Origin of the sequence: Pseudomonas kielensis, from assembly GCF_014236655.1 — a bacterium.
GTDB classification, from domain to species: Bacteria; Pseudomonadota; Gammaproteobacteria; order Pseudomonadales; family Pseudomonadaceae; genus Aquipseudomonas; species Aquipseudomonas kielensis.
Genome location: NZ_JACMYG010000002.1, coordinates 25630 through 50615 on the forward strand (window position 1 = coordinate 25630; position 24986 = coordinate 50615).

The 24986-nt window shown below is 60.4% G+C and carries 20 protein-coding genes; 15 read left to right on the top strand and 5 right to left on the bottom strand.

Going from position 1 to position 24986, the window contains the following annotated elements:
- Window positions 1–43 precede the first annotated feature (43 nt).
- The 12 genes from H7995_RS01775 (at window position 44) to H7995_RS01830 (ending at window position 15538) form a co-directional block, all read left to right on the top strand.
- Window positions 44–1210, top strand: coding sequence for an alginate biosynthesis protein Alg44 (locus tag H7995_RS01775; RefSeq protein WP_206684445.1), 1167 nt, complete (start codon window positions 44–46; stop codon window positions 1208–1210).
- Window positions 1207–2592, top strand: a complete 1386-nt coding sequence (locus H7995_RS01780; RefSeq protein ID WP_185817876.1) for an SEL1-like repeat protein — start codon at window positions 1207–1209, stop codon at window positions 2590–2592. The genes H7995_RS01775 and H7995_RS01780 overlap by 4 nt, the downstream gene beginning before the upstream one ends.
- Window positions 2589–4022 carry an alginate export family protein gene (locus H7995_RS01785; RefSeq protein WP_166591087.1) on the top strand — a complete coding sequence of 478 codons (1434 nt, stop codon included), beginning with the start codon at window positions 2589–2591 and terminating at the stop codon, window positions 4020–4022. Before H7995_RS01780 ends, H7995_RS01785 begins: the two co-directional genes overlap by 4 nt.
- 36 nt (window positions 4023–4058) lie before the next feature.
- Window positions 4059–5618 (top strand): mannuronan 5-epimerase AlgG, encoded by a 1560-nt coding sequence (gene algG / locus H7995_RS01790; protein WP_185817877.1) that lies wholly within the window; start codon window positions 4059–4061, stop codon window positions 5616–5618.
- On the top strand, window positions 5615–7042 hold the full coding sequence (locus H7995_RS01795) for an alginate O-acetyltransferase (protein WP_185817878.1): 1428 nt from the start codon (window positions 5615–5617) through the stop codon (window positions 7040–7042). The genes algG and H7995_RS01795 overlap by 4 nt, the downstream gene beginning before the upstream one ends.
- 82 nt (window positions 7043–7124) lie before the next feature.
- Window positions 7125–8609: an MBOAT family O-acyltransferase gene (locus H7995_RS01800; RefSeq protein WP_166591090.1), complete on the top strand. Its 1485-nt coding sequence runs from the start codon at window positions 7125–7127 to the stop codon at window positions 8607–8609.
- A gap of 12 nt (window positions 8610–8621) precedes the next feature.
- A complete protein-coding gene (locus tag H7995_RS01805) occupies window positions 8622–9797 on the top strand; it encodes an alginate O-acetyltransferase (RefSeq protein WP_166591091.1) in 1176 nt (391 codons plus the stop codon).
- Window positions 9798–9807: 10 nt separating this feature from the next.
- Window positions 9808–10455 carry an alginate O-acetyltransferase AlgF gene (locus H7995_RS01810; protein ID WP_185817879.1) on the top strand — a complete coding sequence of 216 codons (648 nt, stop codon included), beginning with the start codon at window positions 9808–9810 and terminating at the stop codon, window positions 10453–10455.
- A gap of 9 nt (window positions 10456–10464) precedes the next feature.
- A complete protein-coding gene (locus tag H7995_RS01815) occupies window positions 10465–11571 on the top strand; it encodes a mannuronate-specific alginate lyase (protein WP_182340600.1) in 1107 nt (368 codons plus the stop codon).
- Window positions 11572–11665: 94 nt separating this feature from the next.
- Window positions 11666–13123 carry a mannose-1-phosphate guanylyltransferase/mannose-6-phosphate isomerase gene (locus H7995_RS01820; RefSeq protein WP_185817880.1) on the top strand — a complete coding sequence of 486 codons (1458 nt, stop codon included), beginning with the start codon at window positions 11666–11668 and terminating at the stop codon, window positions 13121–13123.
- Window positions 13124–13588: 465 nt separating this feature from the next.
- The gene (locus H7995_RS01825; RefSeq protein ID WP_166591095.1) at window positions 13589–14410 is read left to right on the top strand and encodes a MinD/ParA family protein; all 822 of its coding nucleotides are present in this window, start codon (window positions 13589–13591) and stop codon (window positions 14408–14410) included.
- A 102-nt stretch (window positions 14411–14512) separates the two neighbouring features.
- Window positions 14513–15538 (top strand): alpha/beta hydrolase family protein, encoded by a 1026-nt coding sequence (locus H7995_RS01830; protein ID WP_244647570.1) that lies wholly within the window; start codon window positions 14513–14515, stop codon window positions 15536–15538.
- A 76-nt stretch (window positions 15539–15614) separates the two neighbouring features.
- On the opposite strand, the gene H7995_RS01835 is transcribed toward H7995_RS01830, so the two are convergent.
- From H7995_RS01835 to H7995_RS01845, 3 genes are all read right to left on the bottom strand, one after another.
- Window positions 15615–16157 (bottom strand): histidine phosphatase family protein, encoded by a 543-nt coding sequence (locus H7995_RS01835; RefSeq protein ID WP_182340597.1) that lies wholly within the window; start codon window positions 16155–16157, stop codon window positions 15615–15617.
- A gap of 174 nt (window positions 16158–16331) precedes the next feature.
- Window positions 16332–17399, bottom strand: a complete 1068-nt coding sequence (locus H7995_RS01840; protein WP_182340595.1) for an SDR family oxidoreductase — start codon at window positions 17397–17399, stop codon at window positions 16332–16334.
- A gap of 3 nt (window positions 17400–17402) precedes the next feature.
- Entirely contained in the window at window positions 17403–17822 is a 420-nt protein-coding gene (locus H7995_RS01845) for an ester cyclase (protein ID WP_166591099.1), read from the bottom strand.
- A 116-nt stretch (window positions 17823–17938) separates the two neighbouring features.
- On the opposite strand from H7995_RS01845, the gene H7995_RS01850 reads away from it, so the two are divergent.
- Window positions 17939–18832 carry a LysR family transcriptional regulator gene (locus H7995_RS01850; RefSeq protein WP_182340593.1) on the top strand — a complete coding sequence of 298 codons (894 nt, stop codon included), beginning with the start codon at window positions 17939–17941 and terminating at the stop codon, window positions 18830–18832.
- Window positions 18833–19085: 253 nt separating this feature from the next.
- Entirely contained in the window at window positions 19086–20594 is a 1509-nt protein-coding gene (locus H7995_RS01855) for a diguanylate cyclase (protein WP_182340591.1), read from the top strand.
- A gap of 268 nt (window positions 20595–20862) precedes the next feature.
- Here the strand turns inward: H7995_RS01855 and H7995_RS01860 are convergent, their stop codons facing one another.
- Together H7995_RS01860 and H7995_RS01865 are read right to left on the bottom strand one after the other, a co-directional pair.
- On the bottom strand, window positions 20863–21399 hold the full coding sequence (locus tag H7995_RS01860) for a cytochrome b (protein WP_166591102.1): 537 nt from the start codon (window positions 21397–21399) through the stop codon (window positions 20863–20865).
- 217 nt (window positions 21400–21616) lie between these two features.
- On the bottom strand, window positions 21617–23098 hold the full coding sequence (locus tag H7995_RS01865) for a DUF1254 domain-containing protein (RefSeq protein ID WP_198422828.1): 1482 nt from the start codon (window positions 23096–23098) through the stop codon (window positions 21617–21619).
- Window positions 23099–23359: 261 nt separating this feature from the next.
- Here H7995_RS01865 and H7995_RS01870 point away from each other — a divergent pair, with 261 nt between their 5' ends.
- Window positions 23360–24973, top strand: coding sequence for a mechanosensitive ion channel family protein (locus tag H7995_RS01870; RefSeq protein WP_182340589.1), 1614 nt, complete (start codon window positions 23360–23362; stop codon window positions 24971–24973).
- The last annotated feature ends 13 nt before the right edge of the window (window positions 24974–24986 follow it).

Consider the following 24986-nt stretch of genomic DNA (forward strand, 5'->3'; position numbering starts at 1 on the left):
CCTTGAAGCCAGGTTCAACTTACTAATTTGAAAGGAAAAAATTATGAGTGCAGTGATCAGCCCGGTGGGCAACGCCAATATGGTGCATGAGTCCGAGGCGCAGCGTCAGCATGCGCGCCTGAAGCTGCCGGCGAAGGTCCGGTTCCAGGGCCAGCAGGGGGGCGTCCAGGAAGTCGAATTGATCGACCTGTCTGCGGGCGGCTTCAGCTTCGAGCAGGGCAGTCAGTCGGTGGTCGAGGGCAAGCTCTATCGCGGCAAGCTGATGTTCAAAGTGGAAGGCATCGGCTTCGCCATGGATGTCGAATTCCAGGTGCGCTCCATCATCGGCGGCAAGCGTGTTGGCTGTGAATTTCACAACCTGCGTCCACGCGAGATGTCGGCGCTGCGCTACATCATCAGCTCCTTGATCGGCGGCGAGCTGGTGAATGTCGGTGGCCTGATCAGCATTCTCCAGCGCGAGAACTTCACCAAGGCCCGTGGCGGCAAGGGCAATGAAAAGCTCAGCCTGCTCGGCCGCCTGCGCGCCATGGGTTTAACCCTGGTGATCCTGCTCGCCGGCCTGGCTGCCTTCGCCTACGTGCTGTACCAGTTCTACGACATCTACTTCGTCACCCACGCTGACTCGGCCCAGGTCAGCGTGCCTGGCACGCAGGTCGCGATGCCGCGTGAAGGCACTGTGCAAAGCCTGGTCACCGTTGGTAGCACGGTCAGCAAGGGCGCGCCGGTGGCCACCTTCACGGCGAACATGCTGGATGCCCTGAAGGGCGCCCTGCCGGAATCGGAGATGACCCCGGACAACCTGGAGCGCCTGTTCAACAAACGCTTCCAGGGCACCCTGACCAGTCCCTGTGACTGCAAAGTGGTCAGCCAACTGGTGGGTGATGGCCAGGTAGCGCCCAAGGGCACCCCGGTGTTCATGCTGGCGCCGGTGGACAGCGTCGCCACGGTCGAAGCACGCTTCCCGTACCGCGCTTTCAACAAGCTGCAACCAGGCACCCCGGTGAGCTTCCTGGTGGGCGGCGAGACCGTCGAACGCGGCGGCCGGATCGCCAGCATCGCCCTGCAGGATGGCGGCCTGGCTTCGGACATCCGTGTGCACATCCAGCCAAACGATCCGCTTGCCAGCGATCTGGCCAAGCGTCCGGTGGACGTGCGCATTCGCCCGTTGAATGGCGTTTTCGCCAGTAACAGCCTGGTGTTCGAAAAATGAAGAGCACCGGACTAGCATGCGGGCTGCTGAGCTCGCTCAGCCTCGGCCTGCTGGCCGGTTGCGTGGCGTTGCCCGACCTGCAGTTGGCCAAGACGGCCAAGGGCAGTGGTGACCTCGCGACCGCGGAACAGAATTACCGCGTCCTCGCCAGCCAGGGGTACGTCGAGGCCCAGATCGGCCTCGCCGACCTGCTGATACGCAGTCCTTCGATCGAGCAGCGGGGGCAGGGCGAGACGCTGTACCGCCAGGCCCTCGATCGCTCCCCGGTGGCGCCAGCACGGCTGGGTAAATGGCTGGCGAGCAAGCCGCAGGCGAGTCCTGCCGAGCGCCTGGAGGCCGAGAAGCTGCTGCGCCAGAGCCTGGCGGCCGGCGACTACAGCACACTGCTGCCGCTGGTGCAGCTACAGCTGCAGGATCCGCAAAAGCTTGCCGACGGCGGGCTGGAACGCGAGCTGGAGCAATGGCAGGCGCAAGGCATCGGCGAAGCCCGGCTCGGCAAGGTGCTCCTGTACCGTGTGCGCGGCAACTACTTACAGAAGCTGGACGAGATCAAAGCCATCTGTGAGGGCTGGCTGGAGCAGGCCAGTGAATGCTATGTCGAGCTGGCCGAGGTCTACCAGCGACGTGGCGACAAAGACAGCCAGCAGCAGTTGCTGGCGCGGCTGGAGTCGGCCTACCAGGCCGGCCTGGTGTCGCCTGATCGTGTGATGGGCGTTGCCAAGGTCGTGGCCGACAGCAGCCTGGGCGAAGCGGATCCAAAGGCTGCCCAGGAGCTCTATACGCGTATTGCGCCGGCCTACCCGGATGCGTGGTGTGGTTTGGCGGAGCTGGTCCTGAGCTTCCCCGACCAGGGGGATGCAGGCGTACTCACCGGATACCTGAACAAAGGCATCGAGGCGGGTTCCAGCCGCGCCGCGCTGATGCTCGGGCAGCTGTACCTCAAGGGCCAAGTCGTACCGGCCGATCCGCGGGCGGCGGAGCAGTACCTGCTACAGGCCGCGCCCGGCCACCTCAAGGCACACCTGCTGCTGGGCCGTCTGTACCGGGATGGCGCGCTGGGCGACATCGAGCCGGAAAAGGCGCTGGAGCATCTGTTGATTGCCGCCCGTGCGGGCGACCCGAGCGCCAACATCGCGCTGGCCCAGCTGTTTGGCGAGGGCAAGGGCGTGCGGATCAATGCCGTCTACAGCTACACCTTCGCCACGCTCGCGTCGCGCCAGGGCCTGGCCCAGGGGCAGGTTTTGATGGAGCGCCTGGCGCCGAGGCTGCAGGCGCAGGACTACCAACAGGTGGAGAGCCTGCTGGCTCGTGAAATCGAGGCGCGCGGTGGCCAGCAGGTCACCGCCAGGAATCAAGCTGATCAAGCGCAGGAAGTGCTATGACTTCGAAATACCGTCCAGTCACCACGCTGGCCTGCATGGCCGGATTGTTGGCCAGTTCCGTCGTCCTTGGGGCGCAGCCGCAACCCGGCTTGTCTTACGGCGCCAATCTCAAACTCACCGCGCAGTCGATCGATGACCTCGATCTGGGTACCCGCGACGGTGGCGACTTCAATGGCGTCGGCCTCAGCGTGCGGCCCTGGATCTTCAACCGTCAGGGCGACTGGAGCACCTTCGCGCTCGGCGAGGCGTTCCTCGCCACCGACACCATCGAGTCGGACACCAGCGAATCCGACACCTTCGACCCCAACGACGCCCGCGAGCGAGAGGACCAGTTCCTCGCCATGCACGAGTTCTGGGTCGACTATGGCGGTCTGAGCGCTTATCCGGGAGAGTCCTTGCGACTCGGTCGGCAGAAGATCCGCAGTGCCGACGGCCTGTGGTGGGACAGCAATATCGAAGCCCTGCGCTGGAACTTCGAGACAACCCTTCTCAGTGCCCACGTCGGCATTGCCGAACGTTTCAGTGACTACCGCACTGACCTGGATGAACTGGCGCCCGAGGACGAGGATCGCCTGCACCTGCTGGCCGACCTGTCCTGGCAGTGGCAGCCGGGTCACTGGGCCGGGCTGAAGCTCCATCACAGCGATGATCGCGGCAACCTGCCCGGCAAGGGGGCTTCTGTGGATCAGTTGAGCAAGACCGCTACCGGCGAACTCAGCTGGTTAGGGGCTGAACTCAATGGGGATTTCTACAACGAGCGCAGCAACCTACCGCTCAGCTACTGGGTCGCCGCCACTTGGCTGACCGGTAACGTCGACACCTTGCGCACCAGCACCGTAGCCGGCCGGCGCCAGGCCGACGGCCAGCTCAGCCAGGATGTCGATGCCTGGGCGGTCGACCTTGGCCTGCGCTGGAACATCGACCAGAACTGGCGCGTCGGTACCACCTACATGCGTGCCAGCGGCGGCTCCGACGGCGACGACTCCGAGCAGTTCACACAGACCGGGCTGGAGAGCAACCGCTCCAAATTCACCGGCACCGGGAGTGCCATCAACCGCTTCGGCGAAGCCTATCGCGGTGAGATGAACAACTTGCAGGCGGCCAGCGTGTTCAGCGGCTGGCAGTTGGGCGAGGACTACGACGCCAGCCTGGTCTACCACCGCTTCTGGCGGGTGGATGACCAGGCCGACAGCAGCAGCGGCCTGAAGGCCCAGTTGGTGCCTGGCGAGAAGGATATCGGGCAAGAAGTCGACCTGGTGGTGACGCGCTACCTGAACCGCGGGCAGATACCGGCCGGGATGGAGTGGCTGAAGGCATCCTCCGCGCTGGTCCGCTTTCGGGGCGGGCTGTTCCTTCCGGGCGATGCCTTCGGCAAAGGCACGGATTCGAGTATGCACCGCGCATTCGTTGATTTTGTCTGGCGCTACTGAATGCCGCCTGCCGAGCTGACCATGGAGTTGGACGCTATGTATTTACACACAAGAAACAGGCACCGCTGGGTCGCCGGCCTGGTCCTCGCGGGTAGCCTCGCGTGGGCGGTCGTGGCACCGGCCGGGGAACACGCTGCTCCCGCTTACCAGGTGTCGAGCATTCCCGCCGAGCCGCTGCTGATTGACCCGCCGAAGCTGCCCGATCTGTCGCCCTATACGGCCGAGGCGGCCAATGCGCGGATCGTACGCAAGCCCGTTGGCAACGTGGTGCTCAAGCGCATGATCGGCCCGGACCAATTGGTGGAGTTCACCGGTGGCGATGAGCGTCTGCGTGAATGGGTCAAGCGCCAGGGTGAAATGCCCCAGGCGATTTTCATCGAGGGTGGCTATGTCACGCTGAAGGATCTCGCCCGCAGCCTGCCGAAGAAGTATTTCGAGGAGACCGAGCCGGGTATCTACATCGCTCGCCTGCCGATCGTCGTCAGCCAGGGCGCGACCCTGCACGTCGGTGCCGAAACCCGCGACTTCCGTCTCTCCAGCGAGCGCGGCGCGTTCCTGATCAACGACGGCAAGCTGTTCATCATGTACACCCGGCTTACGGCCTGGAGCGAGACGGAAAACCAGCAGGACTGGTTCAAGAAGAAGGGCAAGTTCCGCCCCTTCCTCAACGCTTGGGGCGGTACCGAGACCTACATCGTCAACTCGGTGGTATCGAGTCTTGGCTACACCGCGAGCAAGTCCTATGGCGTATCCATCTCCCAGTACAGCCCGGCGATGCATCCGACCATGCAGCGCGACCATCCCAGCGGCTGGCTGATTGGCTCGATGTTCGACGACATGTGGTACGGCTTCTACTGTTACGAAGCCTATGACGTGGTGCTCAAGGGCAATACCTACCGCAATAACCTGGTCTACGGTATCGACCCGCACGACCGCTCGCGGCGCTTGATCATTGCCGAGAACACCGCCTATGGCACCCGCGAGAAGCACGGCATCATCGTCTCCCGCGAGGTGAACGACAGTTGGATCTTCAACAACCGCTCCTACGAGAACACCCTCTCCGGGATCGTGGTCGACCGCTCCAGCGTCAATAACGTGCTGGCCAACAACGAGGTTTATCGCAACGGCTCCGATGGCATCACCATCTACGAGAGCGGCGACAACCTGTTGTGGGGCAACCGGGCGTTCAACAACGCGCGGCACGGCATTCGTGTGCGCAACAGCGCCAATGTCGGGCTCTATGAAAACCTCGCGGTGGCCAACGGCCTGCTCGGCATCTACGGGCACGTCAAGGACCTCGTCGGCACGCCCCGCGACCTGGTACTCGACCCCTTCGACATGAACCTCTCCCTGACCGTGGTGGGCGGTCGCCTGATCGGCAACGAGTCGGGCGCCATCTCCGTCGTGTCGCCGCAAAGCGTGAAGCTCTACGGTGTGGAAATGCTGATGCCGACCCAGCCCAGCGGCATCGGCATATTCGGTGCGCTTGCCAAGGATCAGAGCCGAATCATCGACCTGCTGGTGCGACAGAAGCAGGCCGTGCTGGTCCTGCCGCTCGACAAGTTGGCGCAACTTCAAGTGAGTGACAAACAATGAAACGGAGTTCAAAGGGCCGCGTTGTCCACGGGTGGCTGGCGTGCGCTTCTATTGCGACGCTTTTCACCAGTTCCCTGAGCCTGGCTGCCGAGGCGCCCGAATACAAGATCGAGCGCTGCTGCCAGATCTGCCCGCAGGCGCTGCAGGACAGCAGCTACACCGGTGACCTGGGCGATTTCACCCAACTGGTGCAAGGGCAAAAGGATTGGCTTTTCCGCAGCAAGATCGACTTGATGACCAACATCGGCACCACGCCCGAGGGTTTCAAACTGCTGCAGGATCTGCGTGATGCACTCAAAGCCAGGGGCGTGGAACTGGTGATGGCCTACCTGCCACCGCGTGGCCTGCTCGTCACTGAGATGCTCAACCCGCAGGCGCGCAGCAGCTTCAATGCCGAACTGTCGCGCAGCAATTACCGGGCTACCATCGAGCGCCTGCGCAGCCTGGGGATACGCGTGCCGGACCTCTCCGCGCTGCTGGACCTGCCGGCCGACGTGCGCAGCAAATTTTTCTTCAAGCGTGATAACCACTGGACGCCGCAAGGCGCTGAGCTGACCGCGCAGTTGCTGGCCGCCGAGATGAGTAAGTCGGGGGTTTTCAAGGGGATTGCGCGCAAGGAGTTTGCCACCCGCACGGAAGGCAACTTGTACAAGGTCGGCTCACTCAACCAGGCCTTCGGCAAAATCTGTGGCAGTGGTTACGCCAATGAGTACTTCACGCGCGCAGTGACGGAACCTAAAGAAGAGAGCAATGAGCTGTTTGGCGATACCGAACGGCCCGATGTGGTGCTGGTTGGCACCAGCTTCAGTTCCGAACAGTACAACTTCGACGGCTTCCTCAAACAGTACGCCAACGTTGACGTGGATAACCGCTCGGTGACAGGAGGTGGCTTCCACAGTGCCATGCTGCAGTACCTCGGCACCCAGGACTTCCAGGACAAACCGCCGAAGCTACTGATCTGGGAGGTCAACAGCTATTACGACCTGGCCATGGCGACGTTCTATCGCCAGGCGATGCCCCTGCTGGATAACGGTTGCCGGGACGTGACGACGGACATAGACCAGAAGCTGGCCCTGCGGCCAGGCAAGAACGAGGTGCTGGTCAACACGGGGGTCAAGCCGATCCGCAGTGAGGACGCCGTCGTCGAGATCCAGTTCAGCCAACCCGGGATCAGTGATTTGCGCAGTACCGTCTGGTACATGAGCGGCTCGCGGGAAAACCTGTTGATCAGCCGGTCGCGGGAAGTCGAGTCGGACGGGCGCTTTGTTTTCCGCTTGCGTGAGGACGCCGAGTGGGCCGGGCAGACGCTGCTCTCCCTTGAAATCGATATGCCGGCAGACATGCCCCCGGGGCTGAAGGTCGAGGCGAAGATCTGCCGCAGGGCGGACAAACCAGCAAGCGTGATGCAAGCCAAGGCCGATTGACCTGATGGAGCCTTGCGCCGGGCTGCGCCTGGCGCATGGGCTCCTTAGGGCAACGACGATCATTCAAAAGGAGATTGAGAGCGTGGTTTTTTCTTCCAACGTGTTCCTGTTCCTGTTTCTGCCGATTTTCCTCGGCTTGTACTACCTGGTCGGAACGCGCTATCGAAACCTGCTGTTGCTGGTCGCTAGCTACATCTTCTATGCCTGGTGGCGCATCGACTTCCTGGCGCTGTTCGCTGTCGTGACAGTGTTCAACTTCTGGATTGGACTGCGCATCGGCGCGGCCGGAGTGCGCACGAAAACTGCGCAGAAATGGCTGCTCCTCGGCGTGGCGGTGGACCTCGGCGTACTCGGCTATTTCAAGTACGCCAATTTCGGCGTCGACAGCCTCAACGCCATCATCACCTCGTTCGGTATGGAGCCCTTCGTGCTCACGCACATCCTGCTGCCGATCGGGATTTCTTTCTACATCTTCGAGTCCATCAGCTACATCATCGACGTCTACCGCGGCGACACCCCAGCCACCCATAACCTGGTGGACTTCGCGGCCTTTGTGGCGATCTTCCCGCACCTGATTGCCGGCCCGGTACTGCGTTTTCGCGACCTGGTTGACCAGTTCAACCACCGTACCCATACGGTGGACAAGTTCGCCGAGGGCTGTACGCGCTTCATGCAAGGCTTCATCAAAAAGGTCTTCATCGCCGACAGCATCGCGCCCATCGCCGACCATTGCTTCGCGCTTTCCGACCCCACCACGGGCGATGCCTGGCTTGGCGCGCTGGCCTATACCGCGCAACTGTACTTCGACTTTTCCGGCTACAGCGACATGGCCATCGGCCTGGGCCTGATGATGGGCTTTCGCTTCATGGAAAACTTCAAGCAGCCGTACATCAGCCAGTCCATTACCGAGTTCTGGCGACGCTGGCACATCAGCCTCTCCACCTGGCTGCGCGACTACCTGTACATCAGCCTGGGCGGCAACCGTGGAACCGCCTTCCAGACGTACCGTAACCTGTTCCTGACCATGCTGTTGGGCGGTCTGTGGCATGGCGCCAACTTCACCTACATCCTCTGGGGCGCCTGGCACGGCGTCTGGCTGGCCATTGAGCGTTTCCTGGGCGTGAACGCCGCGCCACGGGTGCTCAACCCGCTGAAGTGGGCCTTCACCTTCATGCTGGTGGTGATCGGCTGGGTGATTTTTCGCGCCGAGAACCTCGACGTGGCCTGGCGCATGTACGCGGCCATGTTCAGCTTCGCCGACTGGCAGCTCTCCGAGCTCAACCGCGCCCAGCTCACCAGCCTGCAGATCGCCACCCTGGTGCTGGCCTATGTCGTGCTGGCCATCTTCGGCATCCGTCAGTTCTACGCCCAGCCGCTGGCCGGCGGACCCAAGGCCGGCGCCGGCGAAGACGACGGCATCATGATCAACGCCGACGGCAGAGCCGCCGTGGCGCGCCTGCGGATAGGCGCCGTGGCCTTCCACGCTGCCGTGCTCCTGCTGTTCACCGTCTCGGTGCTGAAGCTCTCGGCGCAGAGCTTCTCGCCCTTCCTGTACTTCCAGTTCTGAGGGGAACCGACTATGAACAGAACCCTGAACCTGCTTTACAGCCTACTCTTCGGCAGCCTGCTGCTGGTGCTCTGCCTGTGGTCCCTACGCGCGGTCTTCGGCTTCTCTTCAGCCAGTGAAACCAGTGTGCTGGACGGCAAAATGGCGCAGGCCTTCGAGAAGCACTACGACGCCGAGTTCCCGGTCAAGCAACTGGGCACCAATCTCTGGGCGCTGGCGAGCCTCACGCTTTTCGGCGAAGGTCGCCAGGGCGTGGTCATCGGCCAGGACGGCTGGCTCTTCTCGGACGAGGAGTTCAAGCCGGCGAGCAAACCCGATCAGTTGCAGGACAACTGGCAGTTGGTGAACGCCGTACGGGCGGAATTCGAGCGTCGTGGGGTGACGCTGGTGCTGGCGCTCCTGCCAGCCAAGGCTCGACTCTATCCGGAGCATCTGGATGACGAGCGACCCGCGCTGGCTCAGCAGAGCCTGTACCCGAAGGTCCTGGACATGATGCGCCAAGCCGGGTTGAACGGACCGGATCTGTTGCCTGCCCTGCAGCAGGCGAAGGTGCAGGAGCCGGTGTTTCTGCGTACCGACAGCCACTGGACTCCCTTCGGCGCAGAAGTCGCGGCCAGGAGTCTGGCCGAGCATCTGGCGCGGCAGGATATCTGGCAGCATGGCGACCAGGCCTTTGTCACCGAGGCTGTCGCCAGCCGGGAGCACAAAGGCGATCTGCTGAGTTTCCTGCCCCTGGAACCGTACTTCGCCGACCTGCAACCACCGGCCGAGCGCTTGCTCCCGCGTCTGACCCGGGCCGCCGAGGGACCGGAGGCGAGCGCCGAGGATGCGCTGTTCGCCGACGCTCAGCCATCGATCGCGCTGGTCGGCACCAGCTACAGCGCCAACCCCAACTGGAACTTCGCCGGCGCCCTGAAACAGGCCCTGGGTAGCGACCTGCTCAATTACGCGGAGGAGGGCAAGGGCCCACTGGTGCCCATGCTGAACCTACTGCGGCAGGGGGATAAAGAGCTCGCCGGGCTGCGCCTGGTGATCTGGGAGTTCCCCGAGCGCTATCTGATGCTACCCAGCGACCTGTCCGGATTCGACGCGGCCTGGCTCGCCCAGCTGCACAACGGCGTGGAACCGGTCAGCCGCGCGCTGCACACCGCCACCTCTACCTCCACCGAGCCCGTCCTGCAATTCTAGGAGTACCTGTATGTCTTTTTTTTCCTCGATGTCCTACACCCTGCGCTTGGGCAGCCTGCTGCTGGGCCTGTCTGCCCCGTGGGTGATGGCTGATGAAGCGGCGCTCTATGGTCCGGCGGCACCGTATGGCTCGGCCTTCGTGCGCGGCTTCAACGCCGCAAACAGCAGTTTTGACGCCAACCTCGGCCCTGTCCGCATCAATGACCTGGGCGCCAAAAGCAGCAGCGATTTCGCCTTCCTGCCAGCCGGTAAGTACAGCGTCAATGCCGATGGCAAGAGCCTGGCGGTCAAGCTCGACGCCGAGCGCTACTACACATTGGTGCAGATGCCGGATGGGGCGCTGGAGATGGTGGAGGAACCGGCGTTCAAGAATCGCCAGAAGTCCTTGCTGCGCCTGCAGAACCTATCCGACACCGCCCTGTCGATTAAAACCGCCGACGGTCGTACCGAGGTCATCCACCCGGTCTCGGCTAACGCCCGTGGCGAGCGCGAGATCAACCCGGTCAAGGTGCGCCTGACGCTGTTCGCTGGCGAGCGCAAGATTCGTGACCTCGACCCGCTGGTGCTGGAGCGTGGCGAAGTGGTCAGCCTGTTTGTCACCGGTTCCGCCGACAATCTGTCTCCGGCCTGGGTCAAGCGTCCGGTCGCGACCAACTGAGGAATGGCTATGAAACCCTGGCTGATCTGTTCGCGGATGGCGCTCACCGGCCTGGCCCTGTTGCTGGCCGCCGGCTGCAGCAAGCCCCTGGAACGCAAGGCCGGCGCCAACCTGGTGCCGCCCAGCGGCTTCTACCTGGCCGCGCCGTCCCCCAAGGACGAGGTGGCGGCCTGTCCCGAGGCACCCGCGCCCTATTCGGGCGACCTGCTGTTCCCGAGCAAGTACGAAGGCTCGGACTCGGCCAGGGACAAGCTCAACCCGCAGGCCGCCGCGCGCTACAGGCGGCTGACCGGTGAGGTGCGTACGCTGGAAAGCGGGGTGAGCAAGCTGGTCGGCAAGTATCTGGAGGATGGCCGTCAGGAATACGCCGACTGTGCTCTGACCTGGTTGAGCACATGGGCCGAAGCCGACGCGCTGCTCAGCCGAACCTACAACCACACCGGCAAGTCGGTGCGCAAATGGGCGCTGGGCAGCCTGTCTGCCGCCTATCTGCGGCTGCAGTTCGCCGGCTCCAAACCCTTGCGTGGGCATGAGGCCGAGACTCGCGCCATCGAGCAGTGGTTCGCCCGGCTCGCCGACCAGGTGGTGCACGATTGGAACGAGCAACCGCGCGAGCGACGCAACAACCATCAGTACTGGGCTGCCTGGGCGGTCATGTCCAGCGCCGTGGTGCTCGACCGCCAGGACCTGTTCGACTGGGCGGTCGAGCAGTACCGCCATGGTATGGAGCAGGTCGACGCCGAGGGCTACCTGCCGCTGGAGTTGTCCCGGCAAACCCGGGCGCTTGCCTACCACAACTACAGCCTGGGGCCGCTGATGATGATCGCGGCATTCGCCGAGGCCAACGGGCTGGATCTGCGTGGCGACAACGATGGTGCCCTGCAGCGGCTCGCCCAGCGGGTCGAAGGGGGCGTGCACAACCCGCGCTTTTTCGAGGCCCGGTCTGGCTACCCGCAGGAACTGGAGGATTTGCAGGAGGACGGCAAGTTCGCCTGGCTGGAGCCCTACTGCGCACTGTATCGCTGCTCGGCCGAGACCGATGCGTGGCGGCGCTCTCTGGAGCCCCTGGAGACCTATCGGCTAGGAGGGGATATCACCCAGTTGTTCAATCCTTGATCGCATCGATGTATTCACTCTCCCGGTAGTCCGAGGCAGGGCCTCGGCGGGGACAAGTAGCAATTTGAAATGGAACTTTAATGAGGCTTTTCCCATGATTCCGGTAATCCTTTCTGGTGGTAGTGGTTCGCGTTTGTGGCCCCTTTCGCGCAAGCAGTATCCAAAGCAGTTCCTCGCCCTGACCGGCGAGCATTCGCTGTTCCAGCAGACCCTGCAGCGCCTGGACTTCGAAGGCATGCAGAGCCCGCTGATCGTGTGCAACCACGAGCACCGCTTTATCGTCAACGAGCAACTGGAGCGGATCGGCGTCGAGGGGCACTCGACCCTGCTCGAACCCTTCGGCCGCAATACCGCGCCGGCCGTGGCCATGGCGGCCTTGCAACTGCTGGCCGACGGCCGCGATGAACTGATGCTGGTGCTGCCGGCTGACCATGTGATCGAGGACCAACCGGCGCTGCGCGAGGCACTGGAAGTAGCGCGCGTGGTGGCCGAGCAAGGGGAGATGGTGTTGTTCGGCATCCCGGTCAAACGTCCCGAGACCGGCTTCGGCTACATCAAGGCGACCCGTACAGGTGACGCCGGCGGCATGCATCCCGGCGTCTACCGGGTCAGCCACTTCGTCGAGAAGCCCAATGCAGACCTGGCCCGCGAGCTCGTCCGCACGGGCGGCTATTACTGGAACAGCGGCATGTTCCTGTTCCGTGCCAGCCGTTATCTGGACGAGTTGCTCACGCATGCGCCGGGCATCTACGACGCTTGTGCGCTGGCCCTGGAGCGCAGCCAGCGCTGCGGCAATGTCATGACCATCGATTCCGTCGCCTTCGAGTGCTGCCCGGACAACTCCATCGACTACGCGGTGATGGAGAAGACCTCCCGCGCCTGTGTGGTGCCGCTCGCCGCTGGCTGGAACGACGTGGGCAGCTGGTCCTCTCTGTGGGACGTGCATGAGAAGGACCAGGCCGGCAACGTGCTCAAGGGCGATGTGATGATCCACGACAGCCGCAACAGCTTCGTACACAGCAGCAGCAAGCTGGTGGCCTTGGTCGGTGTGGACGATCTGGTGGTGGTCGAAACCAAGGATGCGGTGATGATCACCCACAAGAACTCGGTTCAGGACGTCAAGGCGCTGGTCAACGACCTGGATCTGAAAGGTCGCCCGGAAACCCAGAGCCATTGTGCGGTCAATCGTCCTTGGGGCAGCTACGACTCGGTGGACAACGGTATTCGCCATCAGGTCAAGCGCATCACCGTCAAGCCCGGCGCGCAGCTGTCGCTGCAGAAGCACCACCACCGTGCCGAGCACTGGATCGTGGTATCCGGCATCGCCCAGGTGACGTGTGACGATAAGGTGTTCCTGCTCGCCGAAAACCAGTCCACCTACATCCCGATCGCCTCGGTGCACCGCCTGGCCAACCCTGGAAAAATCCCGCTGGAGATCATCGAGGTGCAGTCCGGCAGCTACCTGGGTGAGGACGACATCGAGCGCCTGGAGGATGTCTATGGGCGGACCGGCGAGGCGCTGCTGGCACCCAAGCTGGTGGTCGGCGGTTGAGCCCAAGCACCTGAACCCGCCTGTGCACGTCAGGTGCTGCTCAACGCAGCGCTTGAACGTTGCCTGGCCCCTGACACAGGTGCTGGGCGAGTCATGGCAGCGCAGTTGGGCGTGCTCCAAGCCGTTGCGCTGCCATTTCCATCCAGCCTTATCAGGGCATGTCCGGGTGTGCTGTCCTCGTTTCAGTTTTATACATCGACGACAAGGAGGTGTACCGTTGTTAAAAAAGAAACTAGTGTCCGCTTTGATCTTGGCCGGTGCGTCACTCTTTACAGTATTTAACTTTTTCAGCCTGTTTTTTTCTGGATATTAGCCAGCCAATCGGCGATCAGGAGGTCTGGTCGGCGAGGGCGAACTTATGTGCGGCGGTTGCGGCTGAGCAATCGTCAAGGGCTAATCTTGGAACTTGATGCTTTAAGGATTTCAATTGCTTGTCAGCGTTAACTATGGAGTTGAAAAGTCAGTATGGATACCGTGCACGCTGTACAAGTTATCGCTATCGCCAGCGGTAAGGGCGGTGTAGGCAAAACTACTGTGGCTGTGAATCTGGCATTGGCGCTGGCGGAGCTTGGGCGCCGAGTCGTTTTGCTGGATTCAAATCTTGAGTTCCCGAATGTCAACGTCCAATTGGGGCTTGTGCCACGGTATACGCTGGTCGATCTAGTCGAGGGTCGCTGTGAATTCTCCGACACCCTGATGGAAGGGCCGGGAGGAGTGCGCGTAGTCGCATCTGGTTCAGGTGCCCCGAGTATGGTGCGCCTGTCGCGGGCCCAGCATTCAGGCCTGATACAGGCATTCAGCGAGATAGCGGACAGCCTGGACGTGCTGGTGATCGACACCGCCACGGGTATTGGCGAACCGGTCGTCAGCTTCATTCGAGCTGCCCATGAAGTCCTGGTGATTGTCTGCGATGAGCCGGCTTCCATCTCCGGGGCTTACGCGTTGATCAAAGTACTTAATCATGAGCACGGAATGAAGCGCTTCAGGGTGTTGGCCAACATGGAGATTAACCCGCTAGAAGGGCAGAATTTGTTTGCCAAGCTTAATAAACTCACGGACCACTTCCTGGATGTTTTCCTGGAGTATGCGGGAGCAATTCCTTACGACGAATATGTACGTAATGCCGCGCAGACACGGCGGGCGGTTTACGAGAGACACCCACGATGCAAATGCAGCAAAGCCTTTCAGGAGGTTGCGCTCAAGGCCGACGCTTGGCCATTGCTGGGCGGTCCAAGAGGGTATGTAGAGTTTTTTGTCGAGCGACTTGTCAGCGTCTCAAAAAGGTAACAACGCTCTTGGTCGTTCGTGTGATCACTCGGGCGTCATCCTGGGCCAGTTGGCCGGAGCTCATGAAACGAAAAGGCAGTGACTGTGCATAAAGCAATCTGGATGAAGCGTTATCGCGCAGGGATTACCGTCGCTTGCCTGGTCATGGCAACCGTGTTTGTTGTTCTCTGGCGGCTTGACACTTATGGCCTGGATCGCCGGGTGAGTGAACCTTTTGCATTCGAAGCAAATGGACTGCTCCTGGCGGGTACGCTCTGGCTTCCTGACCACGCTGCAACAGCGGCAGTCGTCCTGGCTCATGGGGATGGCCCACAAGATCGCACGTCGCAGCAGGGTTACGATCCACTCATCAATACTCTTCTTGACGCAGGTATTGCGGTTGTTTCGTGGGATAAACCGGGCATTGGGGGCTCACAGGGGCATTGGCTCAGTCAGTCCATGGCTGACCGCTCTGTGAACGTGCGCAGCGCGGTTTGCGCCCTGCGCAGCAAGCTGCAAGGAATCCCTGTCGGTGTGCTTGGGTTTTCGCAAGCCGGTTGGGTATTACCCCGCCTTACGCCCGGTAGTGCAGACTTTCTTGTGCTTGTCGGAGCCGCGGTATCCTGGCAACGGCAAGGAGACTATTACACTCGAACCCGGTTGGAACGCACAGGGATGTCTGAGCCTGATATCGAACGAGTGATGGCGCAAGTGGCCGCAGATGACGAGCGTCTGTTTACCTCTTCGCACGTGCCGCCAGCGACCCTTCTAGGCAGCATGAGCCCAGAGCGGTGGGCTTTTGTGCGGCGAAATCTTCACGAAGATGCAACCCATGATCTGAAAAAGCTCGAGGTGCCAGTGCTTGCGATGTGGGGCGCGGAGGATCTGAATGTCAATCCTGCGGTCAACGCAGAAATCTACAGAAAGACTGTAGGGGGCAATCATCCCGCCAACCGGATTGAAGTCATACCGGATGCAAGTCATGGACTCCTGAGGGCGGTGCCCTACAACACACAACTCACCAGCGAATGGTCCTGGCTAACCACGCTGAGGTTCCTGATGGAAGGTCGTCATGCCTACGCCCCTGGCGCCCTTGAAACTATAACCGAGTGGGTGCATGCAAGAGCAGGTGTGACTGAGGCGCGGTAGCAAGCAGATGCGCTTGCCAATGGCATCCGTAAACGCCTGTTATCGGCCAGTGCAGCACCCGGGGTTCTGGCGCTGGTTACACACCGACATACCGGTATACCGCCGCGCTCCAATACTGGCTACCGTTGCGCTGATGGCGAACCCAACCATCTTTCACCAGTTGTTTGGCGATCATTTGATTCATGAAGCCATGACCGAGCAGCAGAACGGATCCTTCGCTAGAAAGGGACTGCAATAGTTCCGCTGCTTTGCGGGCGCGCATCCTCACGGTGTTTGCAGGTTCGACGTCGCCTGAGTAGCCACAAAGCCATAAGATTCGAAGGATAAATGCCCAGGTAAAGGGCGAGAGTCGTGGCCGTTTCCAATGCCCAAAAGGTAGTTGTGCTTCGCAGAAAATTGCGTCGACCCTTACAGGCTTCAGTCCGAGCGCCTGTACGGAGGTCAGTGCACGAGGCGCGTTGCTTGAAGCAATGACCGTGGCGGATGCGGCGAGTCGCAGACTGGCATTCGGAACCGGCTGCTGGGTAATTTCGGATCGGTTGTAGTGTTCGATCCAGTCTTTCATCTCGAGTGCCGAGACTTTATCGACGTTCACCCCTTTCGGCTGACCATGTCGCATCAGAATTATTTCCCTGTTCACCGTGAATTGACGTCCTTGTTCTTGTGCGTGGTGAATAGATCAGAAGTGCGGTATCGGGACTCAACGCGACGGTTCGCGTGCCAGCGTCACATCGCACAATGAGTCCCGAGACTATCGGCATTGCGGCTTGATAGTCATGGCGCGCTCTGACAGTTATTTGCCGACTATGTCGGACGAGCGTTGTTTGTTCGCGGCCCGCGCACTGTGGTTTTCAAACCAGCCGTGATCGCGGTACCACGCCACGGTGTCAGTGATTGTCAGCTCCAGCGACCGGAAAGTGAGGCCCAGTTCTTGTTCGCTCTTGCGGTGATTGAAATGGGTGCGGTACTCCTCTCGTATCATCAGGCGCAAGGTGGCCATGCTCAACAGAATGGGCTTGCCGGTAAGACGAGCATAGAGCTCCTGCACAGCCGCCAGGGTGTATAGAAGCAAGAGCGGTAGTTCGCGTGAGGGGGTCTTGACCCCCGCGATATGGCCCAGAACAGGTACCAACTCGCGCATCGTCATGTGACGGCCTGCCGCGAGATAGCGTTGGCCACGTCGCCCATGTTCGGCGGCGGCTATCAGCGCCCGTGCCACATCACGTGCATCGACAACCGAGACGCTACCAGGGATCAAGCCGGGCAGTTTGCCGTTCACCACATCCTGTACCAACTGCCCCGAGGAGGTCGGACCGATGTCGGCGGGGCCCCACATCCAACCCGGCAGGACCATGCAGGCATGCATATCAGGATGGGTTTCCAGGAACGATAAAACGACACGGTCGGCGAAGATCTTGCTGCGGTAGTAGTCGTCTGCGTCGGCGTCGGCCCGCAGACACGTCTCATCGATGGAGGCACCCGGCGCACCGTCGAGCACGGCAATCGAAGAGGTGTGGATAAACCGTCGTATACCGGCGCGGTAGGCCTGATCAATCAGGTCCTGCGTACCGATGACATTGACCTTTTCGAGTTCTTTCCAATGGCTGCCGCCCTTGTAGTTGTCACGAAAGAAAGCCGCCGTATGAAACACCACATGGCAACCTTGCAACGCTGTTGCGAATGCGCTCACGTCGGCCATGTCCCCAACGACCAGTTCCACCTTCGGCAGTTTATTGAACTGCTGCTCACCTTTGGCTCTCGAGCGGACCAGGGCTTTGACGGCGTAGCCACGAGCGACCAGTTCTCGGACCAGATTGTTGCCCAGCAAACCGGTTGCGCCGGTAACAAATGCGTTGCGCATGGATTAACTCACCCCCTGTTCGGCTAACGGCATCAGCACAGCACTGTCGAAGAAGGCCTCCTCACGGATCGCCAGCCCATCCTTGAAGGTAAAGTGTGCTGCATAGTGGAGGGTGATAGGTCGGCCGTGGGGGGCAATCACCCGGCCAGGCAGCACCAGCGGGGCGGTGAAGGTACCGGTCAGTAAGGCCGTCAGCGCCAAACGATCGTCCGCGACCATGAATGGGGTGAGAGACACTTTTGCATCGGGCAGTGCGTCGAGAATCGCGGTCTCTCGTTTGCGCATGGATTGGCGACCGATTTGAATCCCCATGCTATCGAGGTAGATGAAGTCTTCGCATACCAATGCAAGCATTGACTCGACATCGCGGCGATTGAAGGCTTCGGCGGCGCGTTGCGCATAGTCGTTGGGGCCAGTCGTCATACAGTCCATTTCCGTTGTTTCGAAGGCCTGTAGATATACCGTTGAGATAGCTCCTGAAAAACAACCACTCCTGCATAATGGATTTGCATATCTGCAAACCAAGGAGGGAAGAGCGCATGGCGGTGCAAGCAAACTGGGACGATCTTCGGCTGTTGTTGGCAGTCTCGCGGCGTGGCAGCTTTCTTCAAGCGGGTCAGTTGCTGGGGATTGCGCCGTCTACCTTGTCTCGTCGCCTGAGCCAACTTGAGGCCGCGCTGGGCGAGCCACTCCTCGAACGGGGTGTTGAGGGGTGTCGGTTGACCTCGCGGGGTTCATCTCTGGTGGAGGTTGCCCTCGCTGCGGAGGCAGGCTTGAGGCGTCAAGCCGTGGCTGATTTGTCCGGCTTGCAAGCAGAGCTGTCTGGCAGTGTTCTGGTCAGTGCAGGTGAGGGGTTCTCTTCTCGGGTGCTGGAGGCCGCACGTCGTTTCACCACAGCCCATCCGCTTTGCTCGGTGGAGTTGCAGGTTGCAGCCGACTTTCACAAGATCGTCCGCGGCGTGGCCGACATTGCTGTACGCACGGTACATCTGGGCGAACCATCGCTGATTTATCGACCCATTGGCAGGCTTGCCTATGGTGTCTTCGCTGATGCTGGGTACCTCGAGCGCTTTCCTGACTTGACCCCGGCCACAGCAGTCAATATCGCCTTGCTCCCTCCATTGGACGTGTTGCCGCAAATGCGTGCAGCAAAGGCGGCGGGTTTGGAGCGTACGCAGATCAGCGTAAGTTCATTCGCCGCGCAACTCGAGTCGGTGAGAGGGGGATTGGGCGTAGCCGTACTGCCTCGAGTTCTGGCGAAAGACCTGATTGAGGTGTTTGCGCAGATCGATCTTCCGGATATGGACGTCTATCTGGTGACCCGGCCTCAGGCATTGAAACAGGCCCACATCAAATGCTTCTTCGCGCTCTTGGAGCAGGTACTGCTCGAAGCCCTGTGCGTTGAAAATGGGCAGGATCATCTGTGTGCTTGAGGCGTGATAACGCGCCTGCCCAGTCGTTGAGCCGAGCGAGCATGTTGTCGAGTGGTTGGCACAGAGGGTTGCCATCGACCTGGATTACCTCAGCGACTGCGGCCCAGGAGTCAATGACGGGGCCACAACGCTATTGCTGCGTCCTTGCGGGACAACTTGTATCCTTAAGCACTCTCAGGACATACGTTTGCTGTTATTGCCTTGGTCAAATAACGGCCAGAACGGGAAACCGGACTTTCCATCAGGTACTGACGTGAAGCGTGACATCCACCTAGTAATACTCTTGTTGTTAGTCATCGGCTGTTCCTTGGCGTCACTGACTCTCTGGAAGGTGGTCGCCTCTCGAGATAGGGTGCTGGAGGAGGCGGACGTCCACGGGTTGAACCTTACCCAGGCGCTCGCGACCTATTCTGAAGGTATCGTCCGGCAAAGTTCGTTGCTCTTGCTCGGTCTCGTCGAGCGTCTTGAAACCGAGGGCAGTGGACCTGCGCAAATACAGCGGCTCAGCACGCTGGTCAGCCGACAGCAGCCCCTGATGCCACAGCTCAGTGGTGTCACTATCTATGACAACCAAGGCCGCTGGTTGATGTCCTCCAACCCTATGGCTCCGGCCGGAGCCAACAGCAGTGACCGTGCCTACTTCATTCATCACCGTGACAGTCCTGCCCGGGAACCCTTCATCGGGCCGCCGATACGTAGCCGGTCAAACCAGGAGTGGGTGATCACCATCAGCCGGCGCTTCAATGATGTTCACGGAGCGTTCGCCGGGGTGGTTGCGGTGACGCTGGGGGTTGAAAACTTTCTACGGTTGTTTGGGAAGATTGATGTGGGGCAAGAGGGGGCCATCGGGTTGTCCTATACCGACGGTACGCTGCTGGTTCGTTATCCGTTCCGCGAACAGGACATGGGGCGCAACTTTTCGCAGTCGCCGATCTTTGCAAAGTACCTTGTTGATCAGTCGGTCGGTACGGCTTCGTTCACCTCCAGTCTGGATGGTGTGGAGCGGCTCTATGCCTTTCGCAAGAGTGACAAGCTGCCGCTCGTGACCACGGTCGCACTCGGTAAACACGAAGCCTTGGTGGGGTGGCGGCAGGAGGCAATGTTGTCGATCGGCGTGGTGACGAGCCTCTTGGGCCTCATTGGCATTATCGGTTGGTTGTTGATCCTGCATATTCGTCGGCGGATCAACGTGGAGTCGGAATTGCTGGTCACCCAGCAGCAGTTGCTCAGTTCGAATCGGCAACTGGAAATGTTGGCGATGAAGGACGCGCTGACGGGCCTTGCGAACCGGCGCTGTTTTGACGAGACCCTTGCGATTGAAGCGCGGCGAGCGCAACGGAATGGATTGTCGTTGGCCTTGCTCATGATTGATATCGACTATTTCAAGCTTTACAACGACTCCCTTGGGCATGTGGCGGGCGATGCGTGTTTGCAGAAAGTAGGTAAAGTCCTGGAGGAATGCATACGACGGCCATCGGATCTGGTGGCGCGGTACGGTGGCGAGGAGATGGTGGTTGTCATGCCCAATACCGACAGTGCCGGTGCAGCCGTCGTGGCGCGACGTATCCAGGACCGGCTGAGCCAAGAGAATATTCCTCACCAAACCAGCCCATGGGGACGTGTCAGTGTGAGTATCGGGATTGCTACTGCAACGGGGTCGGAGTTGGATCAATTGCAGGGGTTGATCGAGGCTGCAGATCAGGCGCTCTATAACGCCAAGTCGGCTGGACGGAACCGGACGGCAAGCCAGTACTGCGCCTGATGGCACTGAGTAGTGCCAGTCAAGTAACCGATGTCTGGGCACAATCCGCCAATGGCGGCCGACGCGAGACAGTACCGGAGGTCGCTCGATTGCTTGAGAAGTCCGGAATTAAGGGGGGGATGGTGATCGGTCGACAGGGGGAGGGCTGCGACCTGTTCGGTTTCATTTGTAGCCCTTGAGAAGCATCAAGCCCCCTGTCTGCGGTACCGGCGTAGCTCAATGCGATCAGCAAGTCAGAGGGTTCGTACAGAACCCAGGATAGTGAGCATCAAGGCAACATCCGGGTGAGGCAGTTGTCACGAACCCAATAGTGATGAAACAGCCCTGCGCCGGCGTGCAAACCAATCAGCCAGTAGCCGGCACTGCCCAGCAGCTCATGCCATTCCTTCAATTGCTTTGCCATGTCGGGGTCCGGGGCGATGAGGGAGGGCAATGGGAATGCGAAGTAAGGCACCGGTTTATCGGCGGCATTGAGCATCAGCCATGCCAGAAGCGGGGTGCCGATCATCAGCACATAGAGCAGTAGGTGGGTCATGTGGGACAGTGCGGTTTGCCAGGCCGGCGGCTGTGGGGAAATAGGTGGCCGGGCTTTCAAGCGGCCTAGAAGACGGATCCAGACCAAGGCAAAAATGGCCATCCCGAACACTGCGTGACTGCCCAACAGCGGACCTTTGAGCGCATGGCCTTTGGGAAGCAACCCCTTGAGTTCGATGCAACCATAGACACCGACAAACAGCACAAGCATCAGCCAGTGCATGATGATCGACAACTTTGCATAACGTTGTGTGCGGGGGGCGGGGGTCATCACAGTGCCTCGTCGATTGGAGTGCTGGCTGCCGACTCGTTCGTGCGGCCAGGGGGCCGGGTTCGGGGTGTCGACGAACCTGACCGCAGCACCCTGCCTGACTAGTCTTAAGACAATCTGAAGCTACCTTGGAAAGGGTCTGTTCAAGCCGGCTGAAAGTGCCTCGGCTCGCCCCCCGGTTTCGCCATCAGCGCGCGGCCATGAACCATGAGTTGCCCTACTTCGATACCACCAGCGCGGGTGGCTGCCAACTGCCTTCGCCCGCAGGAAGAATCGACGGCGGTGTGCTCTTCGGCCAGTAGAGCCGCATCACCAGGTAGACGGTGTCGTCAGGCGCCGGCAACCAGTTGGCTTCCTTGGCCTTGCCGGGGGAGTCCTTCTGGATGTACAGCGTCAGTGAGCCATCCGCGTTTTTCTTCATGGCCGAGAGCATCGGCGAATTGATCAGGTAACGGTTGATCGGGTTCTCGATCAGCAGTTGGCTTTTGCCGTCGTACAGGGTCACCGACCAGAAGGCATTGACGGGTGGCAGCTTTCCAGCGGGGAAGGTCAGCGTGTAGTTGTGTTTGCTGGTATCGAGTGTCTTGCCTGTGCCGTCAGTACGGGTATAGGGGTACATCGCCTCCACGGCGTCGTTGCCGTACAGTCCGCCCTTCGCGGCGCCGGCACGCATCAACCAGTTGGCCTTGTAGAACGCCTGGTCGCCGAAGAACGCTCCGACATTCCAGCCATTGATATTTTTCATTCCGCTCGAGAGAAACGTATCAACTGTCTTGTCGCCAGCCTTCATCCCCAGCAAGACCGCGGCTTTATGCTCGAGCGACAGGTTCTTGAATTCGAAGCTTCGGCCAGGGCCTACGCCGATGCTGGCCAGCTTCGCCCGGATCTCCTTGTCGTCAGCCGATGGCGGCACATACGCCAACGCGGCCGACAGGTACTCGAAGAAGTTGTCCTTGATGCCAGCGGTGGTAGCCGGTACGAAATCGAGCTTCGGCGCAGCGGGCGGCGCGGGTTGATGGAGGAAGGCGGATAGTGGCTGGACCTGGTAACCGGCCTGGACCTTCTCGACATTCGGCATGTCGGCCGGGTTGAACAGCTGGGTCCGGATCAACGTCAGTGCAAAGGGCGTTGTGGAATTGAACACTTTATCGATCCCAGGGGGCGGCACCCCTTTCCAGTCCGGGCCTGCAACCAGATAACTGCCGGCGGCGCTGGCCGTCGCCCGGCTGCCGATGTAGCCGAAGTTATAAGTATTGCCGTCAATCAGTTGCACCGAGTAGTAGCGCTTTTTGGAGACGGCCGGCACCGTGATCACCAGCGGCTCTGCGCGCAGGTCGGCCCACATTATCGAGTAGGGGGTGTCGCTGTTTGGCGTAATGACGGCGGTGTCAGCGGGCGTCGCGACCCGATGCTCATTGTGCAGTTGGTTAAAGGGGGCCTTGAACTGACTGGAACTGGAGTCCACTGCAAACTCATTCATCACGGCGTAGTTCATGACGAGCGGCAGGCCGTAGATAAAACCTGCCTCGGCGATCGCCCGGGTCTGCTCGAGACTGGGTGCGGTCACACCCTTGGCAACATCGGCCTGGTCTGCCTGGGTAATAGGATCGGTCTTGCTCGCACACCCGGCGAAAAGTGTTGAAACCGCTACGACGGCTGCCGCAGCCATTGTCCAGCCCCGATTAGACTTCCTGTTCATGTCCACCTCGTCAGTTGTGAGCAGGCTGTCACCATGAACTTGACTGGCATTCAGGTCTGTCACTTAAGCCGCGACTCATTAATCCTGTGGCGATGCGCCAATTCACACGCCCAGAGAGTGTAGATCACAATAAGCCAGTCTCCGCGCCAAAGCCGGTAAACCCGAGCGTTCGGTGTTTTCGCCGTCAGCAAATAGCATGTTGTTGAGCTACGCTGCGATACGTACCCCTGACCTGAATGATGTGAAGTAAGGAACTGACGCATGCGGAGCAGGTTTCTCGCGCAATTGATGACTGTGTTCGGGTTGCTTTGGTCAGTTATCGTGTTCGCGGAGGCCCCTTCCGCAACGGTAGAACCTGCCTCGGCTGAACTGAAAATCTACAACCGCAGCGTCATGGTTTTCCGCGCCGCGTTATACGGTGAAATACCGGAAATACGGGTCAAGCGTGCGAAAGCGGCGATCACTGAAGCAATGGATGAGTCAGACGATCTGAATGTCACTCTCGACTCCATTCAGAACAGTTACATGGTGCTGTTGGGCTCAAGGCGTGCGTTTATTGTTTCTCCCCAGGATGTCGATGCCACCCAATTTGAATCAGTGCGCCAGGCCGCAGAAAGCGCTGCCGACAAACTGCGCCAGGTGGTCGTCGAAACCCAGGAAGCCCGTAGCCTTCATTTCATTCTCAGGTCTCTGGCAGCCGCAGCCCTTGCCACCGGCATTCTGATAGCCGCGCTCTGGGGCATGGCGTATCTGCGCCGCAGACTGCTGAGAAAACTGCCTGACTTGATGCATCGGCATACACAGGCGCTGAAAGTCGGACGTGTGCAGGTAGTCGATGCCAATTACCTGTATCCGCTGGTCAGTCGATTGCTAGGCATACTTCGCTGGCTTGTCGTGCTGTTGCTCACGTATGAATGGCTTGGCTTTATTTTGTCGCGGTTTCCCTACACCAGACCCTGGGGAGAAAGCCTCAACAACTATCTACTCGACGTCTCTGGCTATTTATTCCAAGGGATCATCGGTGCCATTCCCGGTTTAGGTGTGGCCGTCGCAATCTTTTTCATCGCCCGTGGTATCTCAGCCTTCACTCGCCGGATCCTGCGTCGCATGGCCATCCCCGGTACCTTCAGTTGGCTGAATCAAGAGACCCTGCACCCGACCCAACGCTTGACCTCACTGGCTATCTGGCTTTTTGCATTGGCCATGGCCTATCCCTATTTGCCCGGTGCCGGTACCGATGCCTTCAAAGGCTTGTCGGTGTTGATCGGTTTGATGATTTCACTCGGTGCCACCAGTGTGGTCGGGCAGGCGGCGGCCGGATTGATCCTCACGTACACCCGAACCTTGCGTCCCGGGGAGTTCGTGCGCATTGGTGAATATGAAGGCACCGTAACGGAATTGGGGATGTTCACTACGTGCATCCGAACAGGTCTGGGGGAGGTGTTGACGCTGCCCAACTCGATGATTACCGGAGCCGTCACCAAGAACTACTCCCGTGCCGTGCAAGGCCCTGGTTATGTGGTCGACACGGTAGTGACCATCGGTTACGACACGCCGTGGCGGCAGGTCGAAGCGATGCTGCTGGAGGCCGCCCGGCGCACCCCCGGGGTTCTCGCAGACCCTCCGGCGCAGGTGTTCCAGACGGCGTTGTCGGACTTCTACCCCGAGTATCGACTGGTGGCTCAGGCTATTCCGAGTCAACCCCGACCGCGTGCGGTATTGCTCAGCCTGTTGCACGCCAATATTCAGGACGTGTTCAACGAATACTCAGTGCAAATAATGTCGCCGCACTATCTGGGTGATCCCAGCGAAGAGAAACGTGTACCCAAGGACAAGTGGTTTACCGCACCCGCGCAGCAACCGAACGAACGTTGAGACCATTTTAGGG